Source organism: Austwickia chelonae, assembly GCF_003391095.1.
GTDB classification, from domain to species: Bacteria; Actinomycetota; Actinomycetes; order Actinomycetales; family Dermatophilaceae; genus Austwickia; species Austwickia chelonae_A.
The window spans coordinates 3509133-3535238 of record NZ_CP031447.1; the positions used below are offsets into that span (position 1 = coordinate 3509133).

The 26106-nt window shown below is 61.2% G+C and carries 17 protein-coding genes, 3 rRNA genes and 1 riboswitch; of the genes, 8 read left to right on the forward strand and 12 right to left on the reverse strand.

Annotated features, from left to right (window positions below):
* Positions 1-174 precede the first annotated feature (174 nt).
* The 5 genes from DX923_RS15410 to DX923_RS15430 all read right to left on the reverse strand — a co-directional run bounded on the left by DX923_RS15410 (position 175) and on the right by DX923_RS15430 (position 8038).
* On the reverse strand, positions 175-948 hold the full coding sequence (locus DX923_RS15410; protein WP_116115969.1) for a pirin family protein: 774 nt from the start codon (positions 946-948) through the stop codon (positions 175-177).
* A 744-nt stretch (positions 949-1692) separates the two neighbouring features.
* Positions 1693-2421, reverse strand: a complete 729-nt coding sequence (locus tag DX923_RS15415; protein WP_116115970.1) for an HNH endonuclease family protein — start codon at positions 2419-2421, stop codon at positions 1693-1695.
* A gap of 440 nt (positions 2422-2861) precedes the next feature.
* Positions 2862-2978 (reverse strand): 5S ribosomal RNA (gene rrf / locus DX923_RS15420).
* 104 nt (positions 2979-3082) lie between these two features.
* A 23S ribosomal RNA gene (locus tag DX923_RS15425) occupies positions 3083-6190 on the reverse strand.
* Between the two features lie 328 nt (positions 6191-6518).
* Positions 6519-8038: ribosomal RNA gene (locus DX923_RS15430) — 16S ribosomal RNA — on the reverse strand.
* Together the 16S, 23S and 5S rRNA genes form the textbook arrangement of a ribosomal RNA operon.
* A gap of 921 nt (positions 8039-8959) precedes the next feature.
* On the opposite strand from DX923_RS15430, the gene DX923_RS15435 reads away from it, so the two are divergent.
* Genes DX923_RS15435 through DX923_RS15445 form a run of 3 tightly spaced genes read left to right on the forward strand, consistent with a single transcriptional unit; the run spans position 8960 to position 11768 of the window.
* On the forward strand, positions 8960-9967 hold the full coding sequence (locus tag DX923_RS15435; protein ID WP_162873062.1) for a FecCD family ABC transporter permease: 1008 nt from the start codon (positions 8960-8962) through the stop codon (positions 9965-9967).
* Positions 9967-10755, forward strand: a complete 789-nt coding sequence (locus tag DX923_RS15440) for an ABC transporter ATP-binding protein (RefSeq protein WP_116115971.1) — start codon at positions 9967-9969, stop codon at positions 10753-10755. The genes DX923_RS15435 and DX923_RS15440 overlap by 1 nt, the downstream gene beginning before the upstream one ends.
* Entirely contained in the window at positions 10752-11768 is a 1017-nt protein-coding gene (locus DX923_RS15445; protein ID WP_116115972.1) for an ABC transporter substrate-binding protein, read from the forward strand. Before DX923_RS15440 ends, DX923_RS15445 begins: the two co-directional genes overlap by 4 nt.
* 73 nt (positions 11769-11841) lie before the next feature.
* Here DX923_RS15445 and DX923_RS15450 read toward each other — a convergent pair whose 3' ends face one another.
* The 7 genes from DX923_RS15450 to DX923_RS15480 all read right to left on the reverse strand — a co-directional run bounded on the left by DX923_RS15450 (position 11842) and on the right by DX923_RS15480 (position 20368).
* The gene (locus DX923_RS15450) at positions 11842-13839 is read right to left on the reverse strand and encodes an OPT family oligopeptide transporter (RefSeq protein ID WP_116116384.1); all 1998 of its coding nucleotides are present in this window, start codon (positions 13837-13839) and stop codon (positions 11842-11844) included.
* 135 nt (positions 13840-13974) lie between these two features.
* Complete coding sequence (locus DX923_RS15455; protein ID WP_116115973.1) at positions 13975-14775, reverse strand: ABC transporter ATP-binding protein; 801 nt, start codon at positions 14773-14775, stop codon at positions 13975-13977.
* Entirely contained in the window at positions 14772-15800 is a 1029-nt protein-coding gene (locus DX923_RS15460; RefSeq protein WP_240322668.1) for a FecCD family ABC transporter permease, read from the reverse strand. Before DX923_RS15460 ends, DX923_RS15455 begins: the two co-directional genes overlap by 4 nt.
* Positions 15797-16849: an ABC transporter substrate-binding protein gene (locus tag DX923_RS15465; RefSeq protein ID WP_116115974.1), complete on the reverse strand. Its 1053-nt coding sequence runs from the start codon at positions 16847-16849 to the stop codon at positions 15797-15799. The genes DX923_RS15460 and DX923_RS15465 overlap by 4 nt, the downstream gene beginning before the upstream one ends.
* A gap of 59 nt (positions 16850-16908) precedes the next feature.
* Positions 16909-17092, reverse strand: a riboswitch (cobalamin riboswitch).
* A 47-nt stretch (positions 17093-17139) separates the two neighbouring features.
* Positions 17140-18078: an ornithine cyclodeaminase family protein gene (locus DX923_RS15470; RefSeq protein WP_116115975.1), complete on the reverse strand. Its 939-nt coding sequence runs from the start codon at positions 18076-18078 to the stop codon at positions 17140-17142.
* Positions 18075-19409: an MFS transporter gene (locus tag DX923_RS15475; RefSeq protein ID WP_116115976.1), complete on the reverse strand. Its 1335-nt coding sequence runs from the start codon at positions 19407-19409 to the stop codon at positions 18075-18077. The genes DX923_RS15470 and DX923_RS15475 overlap by 4 nt, the downstream gene beginning before the upstream one ends.
* Before the next feature lie 104 nt (positions 19410-19513).
* Complete coding sequence (locus DX923_RS15480) at positions 19514-20368, reverse strand: SDR family NAD(P)-dependent oxidoreductase (protein WP_116115977.1); 855 nt, start codon at positions 20366-20368, stop codon at positions 19514-19516.
* A gap of 363 nt (positions 20369-20731) precedes the next feature.
* On the opposite strand from DX923_RS15480, the gene DX923_RS15485 reads away from it, so the two are divergent.
* The 5 genes from DX923_RS15485 to DX923_RS15505 all read left to right on the forward strand — a co-directional run bounded on the left by DX923_RS15485 (position 20732) and on the right by DX923_RS15505 (position 26086).
* Positions 20732-22180, forward strand: a complete 1449-nt coding sequence (locus DX923_RS15485) for a YeeE/YedE family protein (RefSeq protein ID WP_116115978.1) — start codon at positions 20732-20734, stop codon at positions 22178-22180.
* Entirely contained in the window at positions 22177-23865 is a 1689-nt protein-coding gene (locus DX923_RS15490) for an FAD-dependent oxidoreductase (protein WP_116115979.1), read from the forward strand. The genes DX923_RS15485 and DX923_RS15490 overlap by 4 nt, the downstream gene beginning before the upstream one ends.
* 46 nt (positions 23866-23911) lie before the next feature.
* Positions 23912-25249 (forward strand): APC family permease, encoded by a 1338-nt coding sequence (locus tag DX923_RS15495; protein ID WP_346218104.1) that lies wholly within the window; start codon positions 23912-23914, stop codon positions 25247-25249.
* Positions 25250-25367: 118 nt separating this feature from the next.
* Positions 25368-25751 carry a hypothetical protein gene (locus DX923_RS15500; protein ID WP_162873064.1) on the forward strand — a complete coding sequence of 128 codons (384 nt, stop codon included), beginning with the start codon at positions 25368-25370 and terminating at the stop codon, positions 25749-25751.
* Positions 25751-26086, forward strand: a complete 336-nt coding sequence (locus tag DX923_RS15505) for a hypothetical protein (protein ID WP_116115982.1) — start codon at positions 25751-25753, stop codon at positions 26084-26086. The genes DX923_RS15500 and DX923_RS15505 overlap by 1 nt, the downstream gene beginning before the upstream one ends.
* Positions 26087-26106 lie beyond the last annotated feature (20 nt).

The following is a 26106-nucleotide window of genomic DNA, read 5'->3' on the forward strand; positions in this document are numbered from 1 at the left end:
TCTTTCCGTTCACGCCGATGTCGATCGACGGCTCATCCTGACGCGCTTGGGTACGACATTCACGCACCACTCACTAATTTCTTCCAACCCGAACAGCACGATGGGCACCCCCTGTATGGCATTGATCGCTAGCGGAAACGAATATCCTCCGATTCGATACTATTGACCCAGATTTCAAGCAGCATCCAAAGTGGCGTGCATCTCCCACAGCAGAATCTCGGACGGTGCCAGCGCGGTCACTTTCTGGCCACCCGTCACTGTCATTCTTGCCGCATCCCCAGCGCTCATTCGACCGCTCCCCTCCAAGTCAACAGCCCCGTCTGCGACGAAAAGATGCTGGTAAGGAGCTTGCGGAAGCGCAATTTCCTGACCAGTGGTCAATTTAGCGACATGGAATGCCGCATATTTATTTCTAATCCTGATCGCAGAATCATTTGCATACTTATCCATGCCTGTCGCTACAGTGACAAGCCCGCCCGCCAGGTCTCTCTGAGAGATTTCGAGCTGCTCATATCCCGGCTCTACCCCTCGAGTGTCCGGCACCACCCACATCTGGATGAATCGCACTGGTTCAGCATGTCGCGCCTGACTGAAGCCATAGACCCATGAGTCATTTTTTTCCGAATGAAGAATCCCCGTACCTGCACTCATGCGCTGAGCAAGGCCGGGATAGATGATCCCGTTGTTCCCCTCGGAGTCCTGATGTACCAGGGAGCCGCTAAGCACCCAAGTGACGATTTCCATATCCCGATGAGGATGCGTCTCGAAACCGGTTCCGGGGGCCACGATGTCGTCATTGCTCACGAGCAATAGCCCATGATGGGTATTCATCGGGTCGTAGTGATGACCGAACGAGAACGAGTGCTTGCTGTCCAGCCAGCCATACCGACTGGAGAACCGATCTGCGGCCCGGCGAAGGTCGACACCCTCTGTCGGCGTGGTGAACATCTATACCCCCAAATTTAGGTGATGCGTCACCTATAACTCTATAGACAGCTCGTTCAAACTTCAACCGTACGGGTGATTCACCAGACCACACCTTGGTCGTCCCTACTTATGCAGCACCCCGACTACCGCCCATCCCCCAGGCACGCGAACCGGCCCCAAGCATCCGGAGGAAAATGCCCTATAGCAGATCACTCAGGATCAAAGAGAGGCTGTGGCCGTCACCCCTACAGATCAGCCGAGGGCCCGGCAATCTGAAATCACCCAACTTGAGACGACAAGCAATCCCGGGCAAGCAATCCCGAGATCGATGCCCCTCTTCAGCCCCGCGCCACCCCACGCAAGGCACCCCCGTCCTTCGGTCCAGGCCACCCACCCCACGAAGAATCGGGCACACCCGCCACACACCTATATCTCGGTGAGGTGAAGAATCGACCCACACAGGCTCTCCCGCCCGTCTCCGCATCTCTCCTCAGTTGAGTAACCAGACTGGCCGCGCTTCCTGCCACAGTTCGTCCGGCACGGTTCTCTCCGGCCGAAGGAAGCACTATCCCGTCGAAGCCGGCCCCATCTTCAGCAAAAAAGAGAGCAGTGAGCCCCAACCCTGCGGAGTCCGAGCTAGAGAAAGGACGTGCCTTCGCCTTCAATCGCATCTCAGGCTTCATGAAAGAAGCTGTGGGGTGGGGGCTCCGCCCCCACCCCACATGACTCCAGACCTCAGTCGGATTCAAAAAACATGTGTATCCGTCAGCCTGAGCAGGTACCAAGCATCTCGGTCAAGGTGCCCTTCTCGTCTGTAGACACGTTCAACTGGTACTTAGCCTTCACATGAATCCAACGAGTGGCGTACAAGCAGTGAGAAGCACTGTTGCTCGGCTTCCATTCGTTCGGAGCCTTGTCACCCTTCGCGCGGTTCGCACGGTTCTCTACCGACACGAGGACCAGGGGGTCATTGGCGAACTTAGTCCGCTTCTCGGTATCCCATTCAGCTGCACCAGTACGCCATGCGTGGGAAAGCGGGACAACATGGTCGATATCGATATCCCTCGCAGAGTCAAAGATCCCTGCGGTGTACGGGTCAACCCACTTGCCGGTAGGACGGGTGCAATCCCCACCAAACTCCACGTTTTGTCCATCTCGATGCAGTGCAGCGTTCCGTGCATTGCACTTTTCACTAGGAACGTTGCTCCAACCGTTCTCTGCAGCATTCTTCCAGTGGGGGAAGGATTTCCGCGAATATCCGCCTTTGTCCGCCATCTCAGCGACATTAAGGCTGGACAGCGCAGTCTTGGCCGACTCCGGCGTTTGCGAACCGTCCATGCCGATCTTCAGCTGTGCTGCGGCCACATCAGGCTTCGCTTCCTCAACCCGCGCCGCCTGGGCACTGGTAACAGGAAGGCAGATCGCTACTACGGATGCAAAAACCAGAGAGGACCGGAGCAGTGTCTTCCTGCCGGTCTGACGTTCATTTTTCATGTGAGTCTCCAAGACAGAGCTGCTCTGACTTCGGCCACATTAATGCCCGCGAATCACCCTGTCTTTAGCTAAGACTCATATATCAACGGTATTAACCGTGAATATTTAGTAAGCCTCGAAGGCCAATATGGATCGAACTGGGATACCCACTCAGAACACTCGACAAATAATCGACAAGCTGGATTTTTTGCCTAGTTATGTCTGGACTATTCCGGATTTATACAGTCCAGTACCTGGCGTTCACTATGAACGCGACTCATTATCAAATGTTGATCCAGCGATTCACTGCCTTCAGCTGGGTTCTTGTCTGTGGGGTCCTCTGGTGGCTGTGGGTAGATGCTCTACCCGGGCCTCACCCCAGGCTCCCAGCCACACGGAATACTCCCCAAACACAAAAAGGGTCCTGACCACGTAGTGGTCAGGACCCTTCCTGAATGATTGTCCGGCGGCGTCCTACTCTCCCACACCGTCACCAGTGCAGTACCATCGGCGCTGAGAGGCTTAGCTTCCGGGTTCGGAATGGGACCGGGCGTTTCCCTCTCGCTATGACCGCCGTAACTCTCTCGTACTTACCAACCTCAGAGAATCACAACAATCTCATATGAAATTGTTCATCCCGGTTGATGTTCCGGGAATCACACAGTGGACGCGTAGCATCTTTGTAAACAAGTTATCGGCTTATTAGTACCAGTCAGCTCCACACATTGCTGTGCTTCCACATCTGGCCTATCAACCCAGTAGTCTAGCTGGGAGCCTCTCAAGTCTCTAGGACTCATGGAAACCTCATCTTGAAGCGTGCTTCCCGCTTAGATGCTTTCAGCGGTTATCACTTCCGAACGTAGCTAATCAGCGGTGCTCTTGGCAGAACAACTGACACACCAGAGGTTCGTCCATCCCGGTCCTCTCGTACTAGGGACAGCCCTTCTCAAGTTTCCTGCGCGCACAGAGGATAGGGACCGAACTGTCTCACGACGTTCTAAACCCAGCTCGCGTACCGCTTTAATGGGCGAACAGCCCAACCCTTGGGACCTACTCCAGCCCCAGGATGCGACGAGCCGACATCGAGGTGCCAAACCATGCCGTCGATATGGACTCTTGGGCAAGATCAGCCTGTTATCCCCGGGGTACCTTTTATCCGTTGAGCGACCACGCTTCCACAAGCCATGGCCGGATCACTAGTCCCGACTTTCGTCCCTGCTCGACATGTCTGTCTCACAGTCAAGCTCCCTTGTGCACTTGCACTCAACACCTGATTGCCAACCAGGCTGAGGGAACCTTTGGGCGCCTCCGTTACCTTTTAGGAGGCAACCGCCCCAGTTAAACTACCCACCAGGCACTGTCCCTGAACCAGATCATGGTCCGAAGTTAGACATCCAGTACGACCAGAGTGGTATTTCAACGTTGACTCCACCCATGCTGGCGCACGAGCTTCACAGTCTCCCACCTATCCTACACAAGCCGTACCGAACACCAATACCAAGCTATAGTAAAGGTCCCGGGGTCTTTCCGTCCTTCTGCGCGTAACGAGCATCTTTACTCGTAGTGCAATTTCGCCGAGTTCGCGGTTGAGACAGTGGAGAAGTCGTTACGCCATTCGTGCAGGTCGGAACTTACCCGACAAGGAATTTCGCTACCTTAGGATGGTTATAGTTACCACCGCCGTTTACTGGCGCTTAAGTTCTCAGCTTCGCCCCGAAGAGCTAACCGGTCCCCTTAACGTTCCAGCACCGGGCAGGCGTCAGTCCGTATACATCCACTTACGTGTTCGCACGGACCTGTGTTTTTAGTAAACAGTCGCTTCTCCCTGGTCTCTGCGGCCCTTACCCCTAACTCGTAAAGAGTTTCAAGGTTTGGGCCCCCCTTCTCCCGAAGTTACGGGGGCATTTTGCCGAATTCCTTAACCACGATTCACTCGATCGCCTTAGTATTCTCTACCTAACCACCTGAGTCGGTTTAGGGTACGGGCGGCTCGAACCTCGCTAGAAGTTTTTCTCGGCAGCATAGGATCACCCTGCTTCCACCATACGGTGTCACCATCACATCTCAGGATAATGCCAGACGGATTTGCCTATCTGACTCCCTACATGCTTGAACGTGGACAACCATCGCCACGCGGAGGCTACCTTCCTGCGTCACTCCATCGCTTACCTACTACCAGATAGGATCGCATGCTCCACCATCCATTCACAGCCAAAGACTGAAAACAGCGGCTTCGGATGCTTAGCATCACTGGGTTCGATATGGGCGGTTCTTCGCCGGTACGGGAATATCAACCCGTTGTCCATCGACTACGCCTGTCGGCCTCGCCTTAGGTCCCGACTTACCCAGGGCAGATTAGCTTGACCCTGGAACCCTTGGTTATTCGGCGGACGGGTTTCTCACCCGTCATTCGCTACTCATGCCTGCATTCTCACTCGTGTGGCGTCCACACCTCGATCACTCGGATGCTTCACTCGCCACACGACGCTCCCCTACCCATCAACACCCCTGAACCACGAAGGCTTAGGAAATGTGTCAATGCCACAGCTTCGGTGGTGTGCTTGAGCCCCGCTACATTGTCGGCGCGGAATCACTTGACCAGTGAGCTATTACGCACTCTTTCAAGGGTGGCTGCTTCTAAGCCAACCTCCTGGTTGTCACTGCAACTCCACATCCTTTTCCACTTAGCACACGCTTAGGGACCTTAGCTGGTGATCTGGGCTGTTTCCCTCTCGACTACGGAGCTTATCCCCCGCAGTCTCACTGCCACGCTTTACTTACCGGCATTCGGAGTTTGGCTGACGTCAGTAACCCGGTAAGGCCCATCAGCCATCCAGTAGCTCTACCTCCGGCAAGAAACACGCAACGCTGCACCTAAATGCATTTCGGGGAGAACCAGCTATCACGGAGTTTGATTGGCCTTTCACCCCTACCCACAGCTCATCCCCTCAGTTTTCAACCTAAGTGGGTTCGGTCCTCCACGCCGTCTTACCGGCGCTTCAACCTGGCCATGGGTAGATCACTCCGCTTCGGGTCTAGACCCCGCGACTAAAACGCCCTATTCAGACTCGCTTTCGCTACGGCTTCCCCACACGGGTTAACCTCGCCACGGAGCACTAACTCGCAGGCTCATTCTTCAAAAGGCACGCCGTCACCCCACAAAGAGGCTCCGACGGATTGTAGGCACACGGTTTCAGGATCTATTTCACTCCCCTCCCGGGGTACTTTTCACCTTTCCCTCACGGTACTTGTCCGCTATCGGTCACCAGGGAATATTTAGGCTTAGCGGGTGGTCCCGCCAGATTCGCACAGGATTTCTCGGGCCCCGTGCTACTCGGGAAATGCATCAGGAGTTCTCAAGGTTTAAGCTACCGGGCTGCCACCGTCTATGGCCGGCCATTCAAGACCGTTCGCCTACCATGAAAATTTCTTACTCCTTGCTGACAAGTCAGTGCCAGCTGATACCTCCCACAACCCCGAACGTGCAACGCCTGACCGCTATCACACACGCTCGGTTTAGCCTGATCCGCTTTCGCTCGCCACTACTCACGGAATCGCGGTTGCTTTCTCTTCCTGTGGGTACTGAGATGTTTCACTTCCCCACGTTCCCTCTACACACCCTATATATTCAGGTGCGAGTGACTGGACATGTCTCCAGCCGGGTTTCCCCATTCGGAAATCCTCGGATCACAGTCTGGTTATCGACTTCCCGAGGCTTATCGCAGATTCCTACGTCCTTCATCGGTTCCTGGTGCCAAGGCATCCACCGTGTGCCCTTAAAAACTTGGCCACAAAGATGCTCGCGTCCACTGTGTAATTCTCAAAACACCAACCAACATCCCACAACCGGAGCCACCTCACACCCACAACATTCCTGTCATGAACGGGTATGACCCACATGGGACATCAACAATCAGCACCCAACTACTCGAAGAGCAGCCGAGCCCTGAGAGCCCAACAACGTGCCACGACATTCACTCCAACCAGACACACTTTCCTTGCTCCGAAGAGCCGTACTCGTGATGCTGACCATCAGCAAATGCCATCCATCGATGTTCCACCCTTGAGCAGATCCCCGTTACACATTTGGTAACGAAAGGACCCTATATGCTCCTTAGAAAGGAGGTGATCCAGCCGCACCTTCCGGTACGGCTACCTTGTTACGACTTAGTCCCAATCGCCAGTCCCACCTTCGACGGCTCCCCCCACAAGGGTTAGGCCACCGGCTTCGGGTGTTACCGACTTTCGTGACTTGACGGGCGGTGTGTACAAGGCCCGGGAACGTATTCACCGCAGCGTTGCTGATCTGCGATTACTAGCGACTCCGACTTCATGGGGTCGAGTTGCAGACCCCAATCCGAACTGAGACCGGTTTTTTGGGATTCGCTCCACCTCGCGGTATCGCAGCCCTTTGTACCGGCCATTGTAGCATGCGTGAAGCCCAAGACATAAGGGGCATGATGATTTGACGTCATCCCCACCTTCCTCCGAGTTGACCCCGGCAGTCTCCCATGAGTCCCCACCCGAAGTGCTGGCAACATGGAACGAGGGTTGCGCTCGTTGCGGGACTTAACCCAACATCTCACGACACGAGCTGACGACAACCATGCACCACCTGTACACCGACCTTACGGGGCACACATCTCTGCGTGTTTCCGGTGTATGTCAAGCCTTGGTAAGGTTCTTCGCGTTGCATCGAATTAATCCGCATGCTCCGCCGCTTGTGCGGGCCCCCGTCAATTCCTTTGAGTTTTAGCCTTGCGGCCGTACTCCCCAGGCGGGGCGCTTAATGCGTTAGCTGCGGCACAGAACTCGTGGAATGAGTCCCACACCTAGCGCCCAACGTTTACGGCATGGACTACCAGGGTATCTAATCCTGTTCGCTCCCCATGCTTTCGCTTCTCAGCGTCAGTTATGGCCCAGAGACCTGCCTTCGCCATCGGTGTTCCTCCTGATATCTGCGCATTTCACCGCTACACCAGGAATTCCAGTCTCCCCTACCACACTCTAGCCTGCCCGTACCCACCGCACGTCCGGAGTTAAGCCCCGAATTTTCACGGCAGACGCGACAAACCGCCTACAAGCTCTTTACGCCCAATAATTCCGGACAACGCTCGCACCCTACGTATTACCGCGGCTGCTGGCACGTAGTTAGCCGGTGCTTCTTTTTCAGGTACCGTCACTTTCGCTTCTTCCCTGATGAAAGAGGTTTACAACCCGAAGGCCTTCATCCCTCACGCGGCGTCGCTGCATCAGGCTTTCGCCCATTGTGCAATATTCCCCACTGCTGCCTCCCGCAGGAGTCTGGGCCGTGTCTCAGTCCCAGTGTGGCCGGTCGCCCTCTCAGGCCGGCTACCCGTCGTCGCCTTGGTGAGCCATTACCTCACCAACAAGCTGATAGGCCGCGAGTCCATCCTTCACCACTAAAGCTTTCCACCAACACTCCATGCGGAGATTGGTCATACCCAGTATTAGCCCCGGTTTCCCGGAGTTATCCCAGAGTGAAGGGCAGGTTACTCACGTGTTACTCACCCGTTCGCCACTAATCCAACCAGCAAGCTGGTCTTCATCGTTCGACTTGCATGTGTTAAGCACGCCGCCAGCGTTCGTCCTGAGCCAGGATCAAACTCTCCATTAATGAAAAACCCCAGGCCAACAAAGTTAGCCGGGAAAATCCTGGCAACAAACCAAAAGTCTCAACCATTAAGTCAAGACCGAATTGACTTGAAACCAACAAACAATTGGCATCGATTTCGGCACGCTGTTGAGTTCTCAAGAATCGGTTGCCACTTCGCTTCCGGCCCTTCCAGGCCTTTCGCTCGGCGACTTCTCTAGGTTATCCTTTCTTCTGAGCGAGTGTCAAATCCGCGTTTTCTTGTTTTTAAAAACAAGAAATCTCGTTTTTGCTATCCGCCCGGGACAACCCGTAAAACTTTGCCACCCTCTTTGTTCGGAGTCAAATCGGCCCTCGCGACTAAAAAGACGTCGCGAAGTAAGCCTCTTCAGAGGCTTACTCAAAAGGGATTGACGCAGGTGAACCCTGTATCTACCGACGTGCTCCGGAACGGGGCAACTTGTCTAAGGTACACCGACTGGGCGCTCGTTTCAAACTCGCGTCGCATGGGTGTCGTCCGTCGGCGACAAGGACCCCAGGAGTGCATCGGCCCTTCTTCTACATAAGGAAGTGCCCTCTTTAATCAGCCTCGCGTCAGAACTCAGTAGAGGCCCACGAGTGAGTAACCCGGCGTCCCCCGACCCACCTGCCACTGCCGTACATGAATAACTCTCCCGCCTGCCCCAAGCCACCCCAAGGCCGGGCGCCACGCCAGGTACGCCCACCTATGTGTCGAGACGCCGAAGTTCTGAGCACCCGACCGGTCAACGCATAGCGACGCAAAACCCGCCGAAAAAGATTGCGGATGATTCTCAATGTCGCTAGGTTTTGCGGGTGTTTGCCCTGGCCCGCGTGGCTGTACCGACCTCACCCCGCTGGGTCGACCAACCTGGTCGACTCCCCCTTCTCTGCTGTCTACTGACCGTATTTCTCTGTACGTCAGTCTTGATCGCTATTTCCACCGGTGGCGCGGTCATCCCCCTGACCGACACTCTCCACTACCTCTCCCAAGCCACCATCGGAGGTGTCATCGACCGCGAGAGCCTCCCCGCCTACCAAATCATCTGGCAGGTACGCACACCCCGAGTACTCCTAGCTGCGCTCGTCGGTGCCGCCCTCAGCTCCACCGGCGCAGTCATCCAAGCCATGGTCCGTAACGTCCTCGCCGACCCATTCCTACTGGGGGTCAGCGCCGGCGCATCCGTCGGTGCAGTCAGCGTGACCATCGGTGCCGTAGGAATGAGTTCGCTCGGCCTGAGCGCATTGGCCTCCAGCCTGGGCGTCTTCTTCGTCACCGGCGGCGCCTTCGCAGGCGCTCTACTCGCCAGCGGGCTCGTCTGGGCCGCAGCGTGGCAACGAGACACCGGGGTGACCCCCGTCAGGCTCGTCCTGACCGGAGTCGTCCTCGCCGCCGGATTCCACGCGATCATGAGCGTCCTCATCTACTTGGTCCCCGACACCGAATCGACAGCGACCGTCCTTTTCTGGTCAATGGGCTCCTTCGGAGCGGCGTCCTGGACCGTGCTGCCCATCGTCACCGTCTTCGTCTTTCTCGGGCTTCTCATCTACCGGAAACATGCACAGACATTGGACGTCCTCGCTCTCGGCGACGAAGCTGCTGCCAGCCTCGGAATCGACGTGACCGCAGCTCGCCGGTCACTCTTCTTCCTTCTCTCCCTCACCACAGGAGCCGTCACCGCAGTCAGCGGATGCATCGGCTTCGTCGGACTCGTCGTGCCCCACATCGTCCGGATGATCGTCGGAGCCACCCACGCACGTGTCCTGGTCGTCGCACCTTTCGTCGGCGCCATCCTGATGGTCTGGGTCGACCTCCTGGCCCGTACCGTCGTCGCCCCCAGAGAACTCCCCCTCAGCGCTATCACTGCATTGATCGGAGTGCCCGTCTTCATCGTGCTACTCCGCCGCCGCGGCCAGGTCCTCGGGAACCGCTGATGAATGCACACCTGAGCACCCACGGCCTCGGCATCCGGATCGGCGCCACAGAAATTGTCAACGACCTCGACCTATCCGTCCCCTCCAGAGAAGTCGTCGGTCTTCTCGGCCCCAATGGCAGCGGAAAATCGACTGTCCTTCGCACCATCTACCGGTCCCTGTCACCCAGCAGAGGAGCCATACGCCTCGACGGTGAGGAACTTTCGAGTATGAGTCTGCGCGACAGCGCACGACACATCGCAGCCCTCGCCCAGGACAGCAGCTCCGATCTCGACTTCACCGTCGAAGAAGTCGTCCGTATCGGACGAACCCCGCACCAGGAACGTGGACGACGACTCAACCAGCGCGAACTGGATCTGGCCGAAGAAACCATGAGCCGCATGGAGATCCTCCATCTACGGCACCGAGGAATCCTCAGCCTCTCCGGCGGCGAACGACAGCGCGTCCTCATCGCCCGTGCGCTCGTCCAAGAACCCCGACTGCTCGTCCTCGACGAACCGACCAACCACCTCGACATCGCGCACCAGCTGCGCCTCCTCACCCTGCTCCGCAGCGGCATGTGCACCGTGCTGACCGTGCTGCACGACCTCAACCTCGCCGCAGCCGCATGCGACCGGATCTATCTGCTGGACGCCGGCCGCGTCGTCGCCAGCGGACCGCCCGAAGACGTCATCACCCCGGAAACCCTCCAGGCCGTCTACGGCATCGACGTCCTGGTGATCCCCCACCCCGTCACCGGACGACCCCAAATTCTACACACGCTTGAATCCCTGGAGACCGCCACATGACCCCCACCCTGCCGACCCGCGCCGCCCTCGTTCTCGCACTGTCCATCGCCACCGCACTGACCGCGTCGTGCGGAGCCAAAGTCGCCGACAACGCGAGCTCAGCAGAAGGGAAGAAACCGGCCGGAGACATCCAGGTCCAACGCTGCGGAGAAAAAGTCACCTACCGCGACCCCAGCCGAGTCATCGCCTACGAAGGCGGATCCGCCGACAAGATGTTCGCCCTCGGACTGAGCGACAAGGTCCTCGGATACGTCATGACCCCCACCAACCCCGACCCGGCGACCTCCCCCTACGCAGCCGAATACGCCAAAGTGCCGCTGCTCTCCTCCGACCTGCTCAACAAAGAACTCGTCGTCGAGAAGAAAGCCGACATGGTCGTCGCCGGGTGGAACTCCGGGTTCTCCGAAAAACGTGGCATCACCCCGCAGATTCTCGACGGCCTGGGCATCGCCAGCTTCATGCACACCGAATCCTGCTTCGCCTACCCCGGCGCACCCGAAACGATGAAGCCGCTACCCGCGCTCTACGCCGACCTCGAACGACTCGGCAAGATCTTCCACGTCGAAGACCGTGCCAAGACCAAGGTCGACGAACTCAAAGAACGTATGGACAAAGTCCGCCAAGCCGGAAACACCCTCCCCAGCAAACCTAAGGTCTTCCTCTACGACTCCGGTACCGACCAGCCCGCCACCGCAGGGAACCAAGTACCAGTCCAAGACATCATCGACGCCGCCGGTGGAACCAATATCTACGCCGACCTGAACCAACGCTGGACCAAGACCAGCTGGGAATCCGTCGTCGAAGCCAACCCCGACGTCATCATGATCATGTCCTACCGGGACAAGCCCGCAGCCGAGAAGATCGCCTTCCTCAAGACACACCCCGCGCTCTCCCAGGTCACCGCGGTCAAGAATGACAAGTTCTACGTCATCGACTACAACGAATGCATCTCCGGCCCCCGAAACGTCGACGGAGCCGAGAAATTCGGAGACTGGCTACAGAAGAACCACTGACCACCCACCTGCCGCACGACGGCGGCCGACCCGAGCAAGGCTTTCGGCCGGCCGCCGTCGCTGAACCGTCAGATCATCCCTTCGTGGCTGCCTCGCTCGCGACAGCTCCCACTGCCAGCCGACGCGTCCACCGGTACAGCGCCCAGATGATCGCCACGAAAGCCAGAACCCCCAGCCACTGCGAAGCCATCGCAAATTCCTTCCCGACCACGGCCAACGGTTCTTCCTCACCAGTGGCGTAGACGATCCCGGCGAAGAGGACACCGAACAAGCTCTCTCCGACGATCAGGCCCGTCGCCAGCAGAATCCCCATGCGTTTCGAACGCTCCGGATCCGCCGTCCGCGACGCCCACCGGTCGTACACCAGACCGAGCAGCGCGCCGATCGGGATCGTCAACGTCAAGGCGATCGGCAGATACATCCCCATGCCGACCGCCAACGGCGGCAGACGCCACCCCTTCGTCACCAGACCAAGGACCTCATCGACCGCGACGACCACACCACCGATCACCGCACCCAGGCCGATGAGCCCCCAGTCCAAAGAGCCACCGAAGACGCCCTTGGCCAACGAAGAGATCAAAGATGCCTGAGGTGCCGCCAAGGCATTCGCCCCTGCACCCGGCGCCCCCACGAAACCGAAACTAGTGCTCATCAACTGCAGCACCGGCGGAATCACCAGCGAGCCGAAGACGACGCCAATCACCAGAGCCACCTGCTGCTTCCACGGCGTCGACCCGACCAACTGACCCGTCTTCAGGTCCTGCAGGTTGTCATTCGAAATAGTGGCCACCCCGAAGACCACCGCAGCCGTGAACAAGGTGTAGGCGACCAAAGCCTCCGTGTGAGTACCGCTCCCGCCATAGGTCGCCTTGATCAACAAAGCCGCCGTGATGACGACCAGGATGCCCACCCCGGATATCGGACTGTTCGATGCGCCGATGAGCCCGGCCATGTAGCCACAGACCGACGCCACGATCAGCCCGATCAACAGAATGAACAACAAGCTGGTGACGACCAGACCCAGCGCGCCGTCCGCCAACGGAGTGCCCTGAACGAACAGCCACAGCAACACCCCGATGGGCAACATCGACGCCAGGATCACCCCGAACACGATGTTCATCGACAAATCCTGCTCCGTACGCGGAACCTCCCCACCACCACGACGGGTCCTCGTCGATGCCAGAGCCTCCGCGATCCCCCGCACGATCGGGCCGATGATCTTCACCAAGGTCCACACCGCTGCGACAGCGATAGCTCCCGCTCCGATGAACCGGACATCCTGAGCGAAGACCTTGCTCACCTCAGCGGTGACATCCCCCTCCGCCGGGAGCAGCCCCGCAGAACGCATCGGAAGAAGCACCCCGTACGAGATGAGCAGACCGACGATCATCGCGAAACCGACTGTCACGCCGACCAGATGACCCACGCCGATCAGCGCCAACGACAAACTCGCACCGAACATCGTGCCGCCAGAACCAACCCGGAAGACCGACGACAACGAACTACTCACGACCTTGAACGCAGCCACCAACGCCAAACCCGCCGACGCCAGAGCACCAGCGACGATGACCTTCAGACCGCGGGCATTCTCCTCCGCCCCACCAGAGCTGTCGCCGACCCGAAGCACCTCTGCCCCGGCCACACCCTCCGGATACGGAAGATCCGAACCGGTCACCAGAGCCCGACGTAAAGGGATCGAATACATGACCCCGAGGACCCCGCCCAAGGCACAGACCGCGACCGTCGTCCAATACGGGACGCCATTCCACCAGCCCACGATGACCAGGCCAGGCAGGACGAAAATGATCGCCGACAAGGTTCCGGCCGCTGAAGCAATCGTCTGCACAATGTTGTTCTCGACAACAGTGTGATCAGCGAAGAAACGCAGGATCGACATCGAAATGACGGCTGCCGGGATCGATGTGGCGAAGGTCAGCCCCACCTTCAGCCCCAGATAGACGTTCGCCGCGGTGAAGACCACGGTGATGAGGCCACCGATGACAATGCCCCGGATAGTCAGCTCTTTCGGACCCGATCTCGTCCGCGCTGTCTGCGATGTCGGTGCGGCCACGGCACTCTCCTCCTCGAGGGCGTTCCAGACCCGCAAACCGCTCGCCCGCAGGCCCGACCGTTCTCGGGCGGACACGACTGTGGAGCCCGACGGCTCATTTCATGCTAATCCTCTTGGCTTGTCCATCAGCAGTATTCAGGTCTTTTGAAGACTCACCACTCGATCTTCCCCAGCAGGGCCGAGGAACTGGATCAGCGGCGGAGCACCATCGTCGAAACACCGGACCCGGGACTCCACCCCGTAGACCTCACGGATCAGACCTGCCGTCAGCACCTCCTGCGGAGGCCCACTCGCCACCGGCCGTCCACCAGCCAGGACCACCACCTCGTCGCAATACGACAGAGCCAGATTCAGGTCGTGCAGGGCCACGATCACCGCCAGACCAGAACAACGCACCGCAGCAAGGATCTCCAGCTGCCGACTCACGTCCAGGTGGTTCGTGGGTTCGTCCAACAGCAAAGTCGACCCGCCCTGGGCGAAAGCTCGAGCCAGATGTACCCGCTGCCGCTCTCCACCGGACAGACTGTGCCAACGTCGGTTGAGGAGATGCCCCACCCCGGTTCGCTCGGCTGCTGCGTGCACCAACCGTCGGTCCTCGGCTGAAATACCGGACCACCTGCTGCGATGCGGAATACGACCGAGGTCGATCACTTCCTCGACACTGAGATCCTCTACCGTCTCCGCCTGCTGCTCGACAACAGCCAACCTGCGCGCCGCCTCCCTACGAGGGAGCACCTTCAGGTCGACCTCGTCGAGAGTCACCACCCCTGACTCCGGCTTGAGGACCCCGGCAAGCATGCGCATCAACGTCGTCTTACCTGCCCCGTTCGGGCCGAGCAAGCCGACCGTGCGCCCAGGAACCGCCCCTACCGTCACCTCACCGACGATGAGATGACCTTCGACGCTCCAAGACAGCTCGTGTCCGGTCAGACTCATGAGGCCCTCCGACGGCGTACGAGGATGAAGGCGAAAACAGGAACACCGACAAGTGCCGTCATCACACCGACCGGGACCTCCAAGGGCGCAAAAGCTGTCCGTGCAATGGTGTCCGCCCAGACCAAGAAGATCGCCCCGACCAAGGCCGCCGTCGGCATCAGAACTCGATGCCGAGAACCGACCATGGCGCGCGCGATGTGCGGAAGCACCAGACCGACGAAACCGATCGCGCCGGAGCTGGAGACGATCACCGCGGTCATCGACGCCGTGACGAGCAGAAGCAGCCCACGAATCCGGACGACCGAGACTCCCAACGAGGCAGCGGCTCGTTCGCCGAAAGCGAAGGCGTCCAAGGACGAGGCGCAGAACAAGCAGAGCAGAAGGCCGAGCGCGAGCGCCGCAGCGGCCAGGGCGACGTCCTCCCAACTAGAGGTGGCCAGCGAGCCCATCAACCAGAAAAGCACACCACGAGTTGTCGTGGCGTCGGCACCGATCATGACGATGAACGAGGTCAGCGCGGAGAAACCCTGGGTGACGGCGATTCCGGCCAAGACGACGGTGGCGGTGGTTCCGCCGGCGAGTCGAGCGAGCAGGAGCATCGCGCCGAAAGCGGTCACCGCGCCGAGCAAGGCTCCGCCAGAGAGGCCGAGGGTGCTGCCGACACCCAGGACCAGGACACAGACCGCGCCGGTGGAGGCTCCCGAGGAAACTCCCAAGAGGTAGGGGTCCGCGAGCGGATTTCGCAGGAGCGATTGCAGGACGACACCGCAGATCGACAGGCCTGCCCCGCAGAATGCCGCGAGAAGAACCCGGGGGAGTCGCAGGTCGGCGACCATGGCGATCTCGAGTGCGGATGCGCCGGAAGTCGTGGCTCCCAGTCTTTCAAGAAGGATGTTCCAGGCAGTCGTGACCGAGATCGGGGCTGGCCCGAAAGTCACCGTCACGACGACGGAGAGGATGAGTGCGGCGATTCCGGCCGCCCAGAGAGCGGCAAGGCCCAAGGGTCGGGGAGCCTCGATTTTCACGATCTGAGGCCGAGTTTTTCGATACCTGCGGCGAGTTTCTCCATCGAGTCCACAGTGCGGATCGAAGGGTTGAGTTCGGATCCGGCCAACCGGATGTACTGCTTGTTCTTGACTGCTCTCATCTGTGAGGTGACGGGGTGTTTCTCGAGGAAGTCGATCTTCTCGTCACCGGAGTCGGCCGACTTGCGCCGACGGGCTAGATCGGCGATCACAATGACGTCCGGGTCCTTGGTCGCGAAGTCCTCCCAGCCGACCTGGGGCCATTCCTGCTGGGATCCGGCGTAGACATTGGTCATTCCCACGGCCTCGGCAGCTATCTGTGGCGAGCCGAGGCCCCCTGCCACATAAGGAGACTCCGAGCTCGCGAACCAGAAGGCAGCTGTCACCGGATGTTTCTTCCCCTGCCCGGAGACCGCTTCGACTCGTTTTTTCAAGGACGCGACCATCTCCTCCCCGGCTTCACGTCGACCGGTCAAGGATGCAAGTTCGGCGACCTCCTGGTAGATGGCGTCAAGGCTGAGCTTCGCGGTGCGCTCCCCGTCACCCTTGCCACCGGGGCTCTTCGCACACTCGGCAGGCGCCATGTACACCGGAACGCCCAACCGGGTAAAAGCCTCGGGTTTCGTCGATCCTTCTCCAGGCAGGTCAGCGAAATAGGTCGCGGCGACGAAGTCCGGCTTCGCGCCCAGGACGGTCTCCATCGACGGGTTGTTGTCGGCCAACCGGGGAATGCGGGAGTTCTGTTCGGTGAAGCGCGGTAATACCGGGTCGAACCAGGTCGAGGTGCCGACCATTCGATCGCCGAGGCCCAGGGAGAGCAGGGTCTCGGTGCTCGACTGATTCATCGCGACGATCCGCTGCGGCGCTTTGGTCACGGAGATCTCACCGCCACAGTTGGCCACCTTGGCGGGATAGCCCTTCGCCGGGCTGTCGCTTCCGTCGGTCTTCGAGGCACCTGGGGTGGATCCGGACGGACCGCATCCGGCGATCGTGACGGTCAGGAATGCTGCTGCGGCGATGGCGGACAGTGCAACGCGGGAGGAGGCCAAGGGTATGAGGTTCCTTCGGCTCAACGACCTGGAACGCGAGGCCGGGACGGGCCGACAGCGGCGTGCTGCAGGCGTCGACAGGTCTTCGGGCTCGAGGTCGTCCACGTCAGGTACCTTCCCAGGCGGTTCGCCCAGTGGCATCTGGCCTGCCGTGTCACTCACACCGCTGCGCGTCAGCTCCGGATTCTCACCGGATTCCCTGCCCTCGACGGGGGAGAGGGCGTCGACGGGGCGAGGCTAACAGGATCGGCTGTGGGCAACCTACCGGTCGCAGGTGCCCACAGCGCAGGTCATTCGCCTTCGGACACCGCTCCCTCGGCCACCACGAGATCCTGCCAGGACATTCCTACCGTCTTGACGACATTCGGACGGTCGGTGGCACGCTCGACCTGTCCGAGGACTACATCTCGCAGAACGTACAGATCCTTCTCCGTGAGAGACCCTTCCTCGATCGCCATGATCACGTCACCGGCTTCCCGCAGCGCCGTGGCCACGTCCTCGACGACGACCTGGGCACGACCGAGGAGTGCCGCGTCGAGTTCACGGCGGTCCGGCTCGTGTGAGCCGATCGCCACGACGCAGGCGCCGTCTGCCACCCATTCCCCCTTGATGACCGGTTCTGCGGACGAGGTCGCGCAGACGATGATCCCGGCCTGTCGTACCGCGGCCTCGACCTCCTCCGGAGAGGTCACCGCGTCACAGTCCAGGCCCAGTTCACGAACTTGCCCTGCGCAGTTCTCGGCCCGGTCCTGCTCGACGTCCGCCACGCTGACATGGCCGATCCTGCGGATCGCGGACATCGCTTCGGCGTGCCCTCGAGCCTGGGGGCCGCCGCCGATCAGGACCAGCTCGTCCACCTCGTCCGGGGCGAGCGTCTCCGCAGCGAGCGCCGAGGTGGCCGGGGTACGCAGTGCCGTCAGTGCCGTGCCGTCGAGCAGGACGCTCGGCGTCAGGGTTTCGGCGTCCATGAGGACGTACCAGGCCTGGATGCGAGGAAGCCCCCTGCCCGGGTTGGCCGGGGCGACCGACAGGACTTTCACACCGGCGGAGGTCGCTGTCGACGACGGCATGAGCAGGAGCTGCCCGGCTCCTGCTTCAGGGCTGCTACGCGGCGGGTCCAGTGCCGGGTCGAGGCCACCCTCCAGCGCTGCACGGAGCAGCCTGCGGGCGCGGTCGGCGCTTACCCTTCGCAGCACCTCGTCGGCATCGATCCAGGTCGGTGTACTCATGTTTTTCCTTCTACAGTCGACATCTCTTCATCGGTGGAACGTCCTTCGACCACGGCGAGTCGGGGTGCGAAGGAGACGGCGATCGCCGAGATCACGCCGAGGACGACGATGTACGCCGCGATCGGCCACCAGCTGCCCGAGGCTTTGAACAGCCATTCGGCGAGGAGCGGTGCGGTGCCGGAGAAGATCGCGGCTCCGATCTGGTACCCGAGAGTGATGCCGGTGTAACGCACTTTCGCGCTGAAGGTCTCGGACATCAGCGTGCCCAGGGTCGCGGTGACCGGTGCCCAGGCGATCCCGAGCATCAGCGCTGACGCCAGGTAGAAGGCCGGCATCGATTTCGTGTTGACCAGTAGGAAGTACGGGAAGGCCATCGCGGTCAGCAAGCCCACTCCGACGAGGTAGGTGCGGGTCCGTCCGACGCGGTCGGACAGCGCTCCGAAGGCGGGGATGCAGAAGCAGCTGACGAGGGCTCCGAGCAGGACCGCGTTGAGGGCGTCTTGTTTTCCGTAGCCGATCTTCATCGCGTACGACCCGATGAAGGTCACCACGATGTAGAAGGGTGCGGTTTCCACGGCTTTCGCGCCGACGGCGACCAGCACGGAACGCCAGTGTTCGCGCAGGGTGGTGACCAGGGGGAGTTTCTCGACGGTGCCGCCGTCCTGGACCTTCCGGAAGGCGGGAGTCTCACCGAGACCGTCACGGATCCACAGGCCGATGACGACCAGGGCGATACTGAACACGAAGGGGATTCGCCAGCCCCAGGTCTCGAAGGCCTCGCCGGGCAGCATGGTGGCCAGGAGGATGGCAGCGTTGCCCATCAGGAGGCCTAGAGTCACGCCCATCTGGGGGATCGCGCCGAAGAGTCCTTTGCGGTGGTCCGGGGCGTATTCGTAGGCGAGGAGCAGTGCACCGCCCCATTCGCCTCCGATGGCGAGCCCTTGGATGATGCGGAAGAGGTACAACAGGATCGGAGCGGCTATTCCGATGGTGGCATAGGTGGGGAGCAGACCGATCGCTACTGTGCCGAGACCCATGATGGACAGGGTTATGACCAGGGTTTTCTTGCGTCCGACGCGATCTCCGATGTGGGCGAAGACGATGCCACCGAAGGGGCGGACGACGAAGGTCAGCAGGTTACCCAGCCAGGCGAGCATGAGCGCGATGAACGGGTCGTCGTTCGGGAAGAACTGCTTGCTGAAGATGATCGGGGCGACGCTGGCGTAGAGCAGGAAGTCGTACCACTCGATGGCGCTACCGGACAGGCTGCCGATCAGTACTCGGCGGTTGGTCGCCTTCTGGTCGATGGGCGGTGGTGGCGCCTGGGCCATGTGGGCTCCTCGCGACGGAAGCGGGATGTCGTTCCGGAGATCATGCCATCTCCCTGGGAATGATCTGTCATTTTTATAGGGGTATTTTTGTGGCTTTTTGTGGGTTAAGCACCTTCTGACCTGGCCAGGGAGTATTTGAGGATTCGGTCGACGAGCGCGGTCGGTAGCCGGTCAAGCAGCTCGCGCCTTCGGTTGAGCCGTACGGGGTAACGGGGCTTCGGGTGGTGTGCGGTCGTGGCATGGAAGACGGCCTCGGCCAGGACGGAGGGGTCGGAGGCTTTGGCGTCCTCGTCTCCGACCCTCTTCCCGGCTTCGCGGGCCAGAGGCTTGAACGGGGAGCTGTCAGGGACGGCGTCGAAAGCCGCGGTGATCCGGGAGGTCATTCCCGTGCGGAAGGGGCCGGGTTGCATCAGGATCACGTCGACACCGACGAACATGAGTTCGCGTCTGAGCGCATCGGCATAGGCCTCGACGGCATGTTTGCTCATGGCGTATGCGCCGTTCATGGGCATTGCCCGTTGCCTTCCGGTCTCGGAGCCGATCAGGACGACTCGACCACCTGCCTGGCGGATGAGGTGCCAGGATGCCTGGACTGTGCGGTGGGTGCCGAGGACGTTGACGTCGAGGACCCGATCGATGTCCTGGATGGGGGTGTCCATGAGGGGTCCGATGCCGGTGACCCCGGCGAAGGTGACGACGGCGTCGAGCCCGTCGGGGGACCATTTCTCCACGTGGCGCAGCGCCTTCGCCACCGAGTCGTCCTGAGTGACATCCATGGTGACGGGCAGGATGTCGTCATGTGGCGGGTGGCGGTATGAGGTGGGTTCGGGGACTGTGAGGTCGGCGACGGCGACGCGCCAGCCCCCGGCGAGGAAGCGTGTGACAGCGGCGGCGCCGAGTCCGCGTGCGGCCCCGGTGATGAGGACGGTTCTCTTTCTGTTCTCCGGGGTGCTTTCCACCCCGGGAGCGTACGCCGGACAGCAGCGGTGTCGGGGAGTTGTCCGCTGTGGTTTTTCGTGGTTTCGGAGGCGGCGTCGTTTGGCGTTATCGGCTCGACCACGGACGTTCCCTGCTGGTGGAAGCCATAATGGTGATCCCCTTTAAGTTTATGAAAACGCTAGTGACACAATCAGAATCACGGACGTCACCCTTACTGCGTGCGCGCCCGAGAGGGCACCCCATGGCCAGACTTAGTTAGGCAAGCCTGACCTCGGCAATCCGACGACGATGTCTGCCCCGAACATCCGGCGACGAATGTCCATACCCCCTGACATTCCTCGACAGTGACCCCACCCAGGCACACCCATCACAAGGAGATACAGATGCAGGCCCCGACGGAGAGCGAGGCCACACGCGTCTCGCCTGACGGGAACCTCGACCGCACACTGCGACCGCTCCCGCCCTTCCGCAACCGCTACCAGCCAGTCATCGGCGCAGGCGTCATCATCGTCGCCTTCCTCCTCGGACTACTGGCCAAGAAACCCGAGATCTTCGCCCTGTACATGGGCACCGGACTCGCCCTCGGCTACATCCTCACCCGTAGCCGATTCGGTTTCGCCGGTGGCGTCAAACGGATCTACATCACCGGCGAAGGAAGCCTTTCCAAAGCGCTCCTGCTCACCTTCGCCATCGCCGCCGTCGTCACCGCAGGCATCCACTGGGCCGCAGTACAGGACGGTGCCGTCGCCGCCTGGAACGCCGGACGCGGCGCCAAGGTCATCCCCGGAACGCAGGTCATCCTCGAGATCGGCCTCCCCCTCGTCCTGGGTGGCGTCATCTTCGGCGCCGGGATGATCATGGCCGGCGGTTGCGCCTCCGGAACCCTCGCCGACCTCGGCGAAGGGGCTGTACGTGTCCTCTTCTCCCTCCCCTTCTTCATCCTCGGCTCCGTCCCCGGACACTGGCTGCGTGCCGTGATGACCGAAAGCCCCATCGGCACTGGCGTCCGCGTCTACCTGCCGGACCATCTCGGCTACTCCGGAGCAGTGATCGCCACCCTCCTCGGCCTGATGGGTCTGTGGGTCCTCGTCCGACGCTACGAGCAGTACCGCAAACGTGAGGGGTACTACCAGGTCGAGGAATGGGATGCCGGCGAAAGGTACGTCCCCCAGGAAGACACCGGGAAACCCTTCCGTTTCTTCAGCCCCCGGACCTACCACCACTTGATGGTCACTCGATGGGACTTCCGCACCGGCGGCATCCTGCTGGCCTTCATGTTCCTCTTCATCCTGATCACGACCAAGAAGTCATGGGGTGTGACCAGCGCCTTCACCGTATGGGCCGTGGCCTTCCTCGATCTCTTCGGCATCCAGATCACCCATCCTTCATTCGCCTCGATCAATACCTCCGTGGCCGGGGGCCTGCTGAACCACAGCGGGTCCGTGCGCGACGTCGGCATCATCTTCGGCTCCGCTTGTGCCTTGCTCCTCGCCGGACGATTCCGCCTCGACACCAAGTTCTCCACGGTGGACGCCTTCACCTACGCCGTCGGCGGGCTCTTCATGGGCGTCGGCGCACGCCTCGCCGGCGGCTGCAACATCGGTGCCCTGTTCTCCGGTATCGGCAACCTCTCCCTGTCCGGATGGGTCTTCGGCGTCGCCCTGTTCACCGGCGGCATCCTCGCCCTGAAGTACTTCCACGGCCGAATCAACCTGGTCGGACCGGAACGCCACACCCAACCCCCCAACTACCCGCCCGTCCCGGCCTCCGCGGCCGGCGAAGAGACCAGCGGCGCGAAAGACGTGCCCGCTTCGAAAGGAACCAGCGCATGAGCAAGAAGATCGTCGTCGTCGGCGGAGTCGCCGGAGGCATGTCCTTCGCCGCCCGGTGCCGACGGCTCGACCCGACCGCCGAGATCGTCGTCTTCGAACGCGGCCGCGATGTCTCCTTCTCCAACTGCGCGTTACCCTTCCACCTGTCCGGCATCGTCGAAGAAGCATCCAGCCTGGTCCTGGTCACCCCGGAGACCTTCCGGCTGAGGTACAACCTCGAGGTGCGCCCTCGCCACGAAGTCGTCTCCATCGACCGTGAGAACAAGACGGTGACCGTCCGCAAGGTCGACGAGGGCACCGAGTTCGAGGAGTCGTACGACGTCCTGTGCCTGTCCCCCGGCGCGAACCCGATCATTCCCGACATCCCCGGCAAGGACGCCGACAATGTCCACGTCGTCCGCAATGTCGTCGACATCGAACGGCTGAAGCCGGCCTGCGACGCCGCCGAAGAGATCGCGGTCATCGGCGGCGGATTCATCGGCCTCGAAGTGATGGAGAACCTGCGGCTGGCAGGCAAGAAGGTCACCCTCGTCGAAGCCGCCGACCAGGTCATGCTCCGGCTCGACGCCGACATCGTCCAGCCACTGCACCGCGAGATCCACGACCAAGGCGTGACCCTCGCCCTCGGGGACGCGGTCGCCGCCATCGACGGGGACACCATCACCCTGGCCTCCGGACGCACCGTGACCGCACAGACGATCGTGATGGCCATCGGCGTCACCCCGGAAACCACCCTCGCCCGCGGCGCAGGCCTCGAGATCGGCACCACCGGCGGCATCAAGGTCGACCACAACTACCGCACCAGCGACCCCTCGATCTACGCCGTCGGCGACGCCGTCGAAGAATTCGGCCGACTCACCGGCAAACCGATGCGCCTGGCCCTGGCCGGACCTGCTCAACGTCAGGCCCGCGCCGCCGCCGACCACGTGAACGGCCGGTTCAACCGCCGCACCGGCGTGCTCGGCTCCAGCGTCCTGCAGGTCTTCGACCTGACCGCGGCCTCCACCGGCCTCAACGAAGCCGAATGCGCCGCCCAAGAGCTGAACTTCGACTCGATCTACTACATCAACGCCGAGAAGGTCGGGCTCATGCCGACCTCCACCCCGTTGCACCTCAAGCTGATCTACGAAGTACCCACCGGACGCGTCCTCGGCGCACAGGCCGTCGGAAAACACGGCGTGGACAAGAGGATCGACGTCGTCGCGGCCCTGCTCATGCAGGGCATCACCGTCCACGACCTCGCCGAACTGGAGCTGTGCTACTCCCCGCTCTACAGCACCGCGAAAGACATCCTCAACATGGCCGGGCTGGTCGCCACCAACCAGCTCAACGGCGAGATCCGGCAGGTCAAGCACCGGGACATCCGTCGCCTCATCGACGAAGGCGCCACCATCATCGACGTCCGTGAACCCGACGAATACGACCTCGGCCACATCAGAGGAGCGTTGAACATCCCGTTCAGCCAGTTCCGCAACCGTTTGGACGAGATCCCCACCGACCAGCCGGTGTACCTGCACTGCCGGATCGGACACCGCTCGTACTACGTGACCCGCGAGCTCAACCAGACCGGGTTCCCCGAAGCCGTCAACGTGAACGGTGCCTTCCTCGGGCTGAGCAACTTCGAGTACTTCCACGACGTGATGGACCAGCGCGAGCGAGTGGTGACCGATTACAACTTCAGTTGAGACAAGGCCAGCGCCTGCCGAAGCGACCTCACATCGGCTGACACGGATCGACGTCATCGCTCTGGTGGTGGGCGCGATCATCGGCTGGGGTTCGTTCACCCTGCCGGGATCGCGCTTCCTCCAGACCTCCGGGGTTGTCGACACGGCGATCGGGTTGGCCATCGGCGCCGTGCTGATGGTGTTCATCCAGACCGGCTACCACGTGATGATGCTGCGCCACGGCGACGAAGGTGGCGAGTTCAGTTACGCGTACAAGCATCTCGGGCCGGTAGTCGGTTTCGCGGTCGGTTGGTCGCTGCTGCTGGCCTACATCAGCCTGGTCGGACTGAACGGGACGGCCTTCGTGCTGGTCCTCAAACGGGTCTTCGGTGAGGCGGTCTCGGTCGGATATCTCTACTCGGTGGCCGGTTACCCGGTGTACGTCTCCGATGTGGCGATCGCCAGCGCGGTCATGGTGCTCTTCGCCTGGTTGAACATCAGGGGTCTGCGGGGAAGCGCTCGCGTCCAGAACGTCCTCGTGTTGGGGCTGGTCGCCAATGTCGCGGTCGTTTTCGCCCTGATGTTCTTCCTGGTGGATCTGGGGCCGTTCGCCCAGAGTTACCTGGCTGGCTGGTCGATCTCGTGGGGGCGGGTGGGGAGTGTGGTCGCCATCGTCCCTTTCCTGTTCGTCGGTTTCGACGTGATCCCGCAGGTCTCGCGGGATCTGGGGTTCGCGCCAGGGGCTGCGAGCCGGTTCGCGGTTCTCGGCATCGTCCTGGGTGCGTCGTTGTATGCCGCGCTCAACACGTTGACCGGGATGGTCTTCTCCCCGGATCAGGTGGGTTCGGTGACCTGGCCGACGGGTGCCGCGGTGCAGTCCGTCTTGGGGCCGGTCGGTCTGGGCGCGTTGATCCTGGCTCTGGCCGGTGCCGTGATGGGGGGCATCAATGCGTTCATGTTGTCCTCCGGCAAGTTGGCGGCTTCGTTGGCCAACCATCGTTTCCTGCCGTCAGGTTTCCTTCGCCGCAACCAGGCGGGCGTTCACGACCGGGCGGTGCTCCTGGCCTTGGGGATCGGGTTGATCGCTCCTTGGGCGGGGCGTGAAGTCGTCAACTATGTCGTCAACATGTGTTCGGTGCTGGCCGGGGTGGCCTATCTGTCGACCTGTCTGATCTCGACCAGGGTGGGCCATGGTGGAGAGCGGTCGCAGGCGGTCGTCGGGGTGCTGGCCTCGCTGGCTTTCCTGCTGTTGCTGCTGGTTCCGGGGTCGCCGGGTCAATTGGGGACGACCGAGTTCGTCGCCCTGGGTGTGTGGATGGCGATCGGTGTGGTCGTCTACGTGATGCGTCGACCGCAGATCGGGTTGGGTCCGTTCGACGGGGGTGAGTGCGAAGCAGCTCAGTAGGGTGCAGTGAGCAGGTCGGCAGGTGCTGCCTGCGCAGGGTACGGCGGAGGATCTCGGTCCGGCTGAAAAGGTGATGCCTCGTCTCACGTCCGGCACCCTGTGAGCCGATCTCGATATCATGCAAGCTCCGGGTGGGCGGCTGGGTAAGGAGATCATGGTGTCGTTGGATCTTGAACTTCGTCTAGGTGATCAGCGTGCCGCAGCTGAGAGGGTGCTCGTGTCGGCTGCCGAAGTGCAGCGGGTATTGGCGAACACCGCCGACGCCGTCCAGGCCGCCTCCTCCGGATTCACGGGGCACGCCGCCGACGTGCTGAACACCGAGCTGGGCACATGGTTCAAAGCAGCGTCGGGCATCCTGCCGGCGTTGCAGGAGTATGCCCAAGCACTCGCGGACGTGGATTCCTCGGCGGGGCAGAACGAGTCCGATGCCGTGTCGGGATTGGCCTCGTCTGCGGGCGGGGGTGTCGGCGCGCCAGGGACTTCAATGTTGAGGATGGACTGATGGCGTCGTCGCAGTCGGGGGGCGACGGCGGCGGGGGCACCGGTCGCAGACTGGTCGTACACGTGGCCTCACTGGACGCCCTCGAGAATGCGTTGAAGACCGCCGAGCGCGACCTCACGGCGGAGATCGAAGAGATGCGCTCCGCCGTACGCAACCGTATCGCGAGGTGGGGGGCCTCGACGGCGTCCCGCCAGGCACATGACGACTTCGACCGACGATTCGCGCGGGCGACGGAGGGCTTGGCAGCCTCTGCGGCCGAACTGAAGCGGGCGGTGGCCGACCTCCGTGAGCTGGCACATTCCGCCGAGGTGCGCGCCGTGGCGATCATCGACTGACCGGGCATTGACGAGAGAAG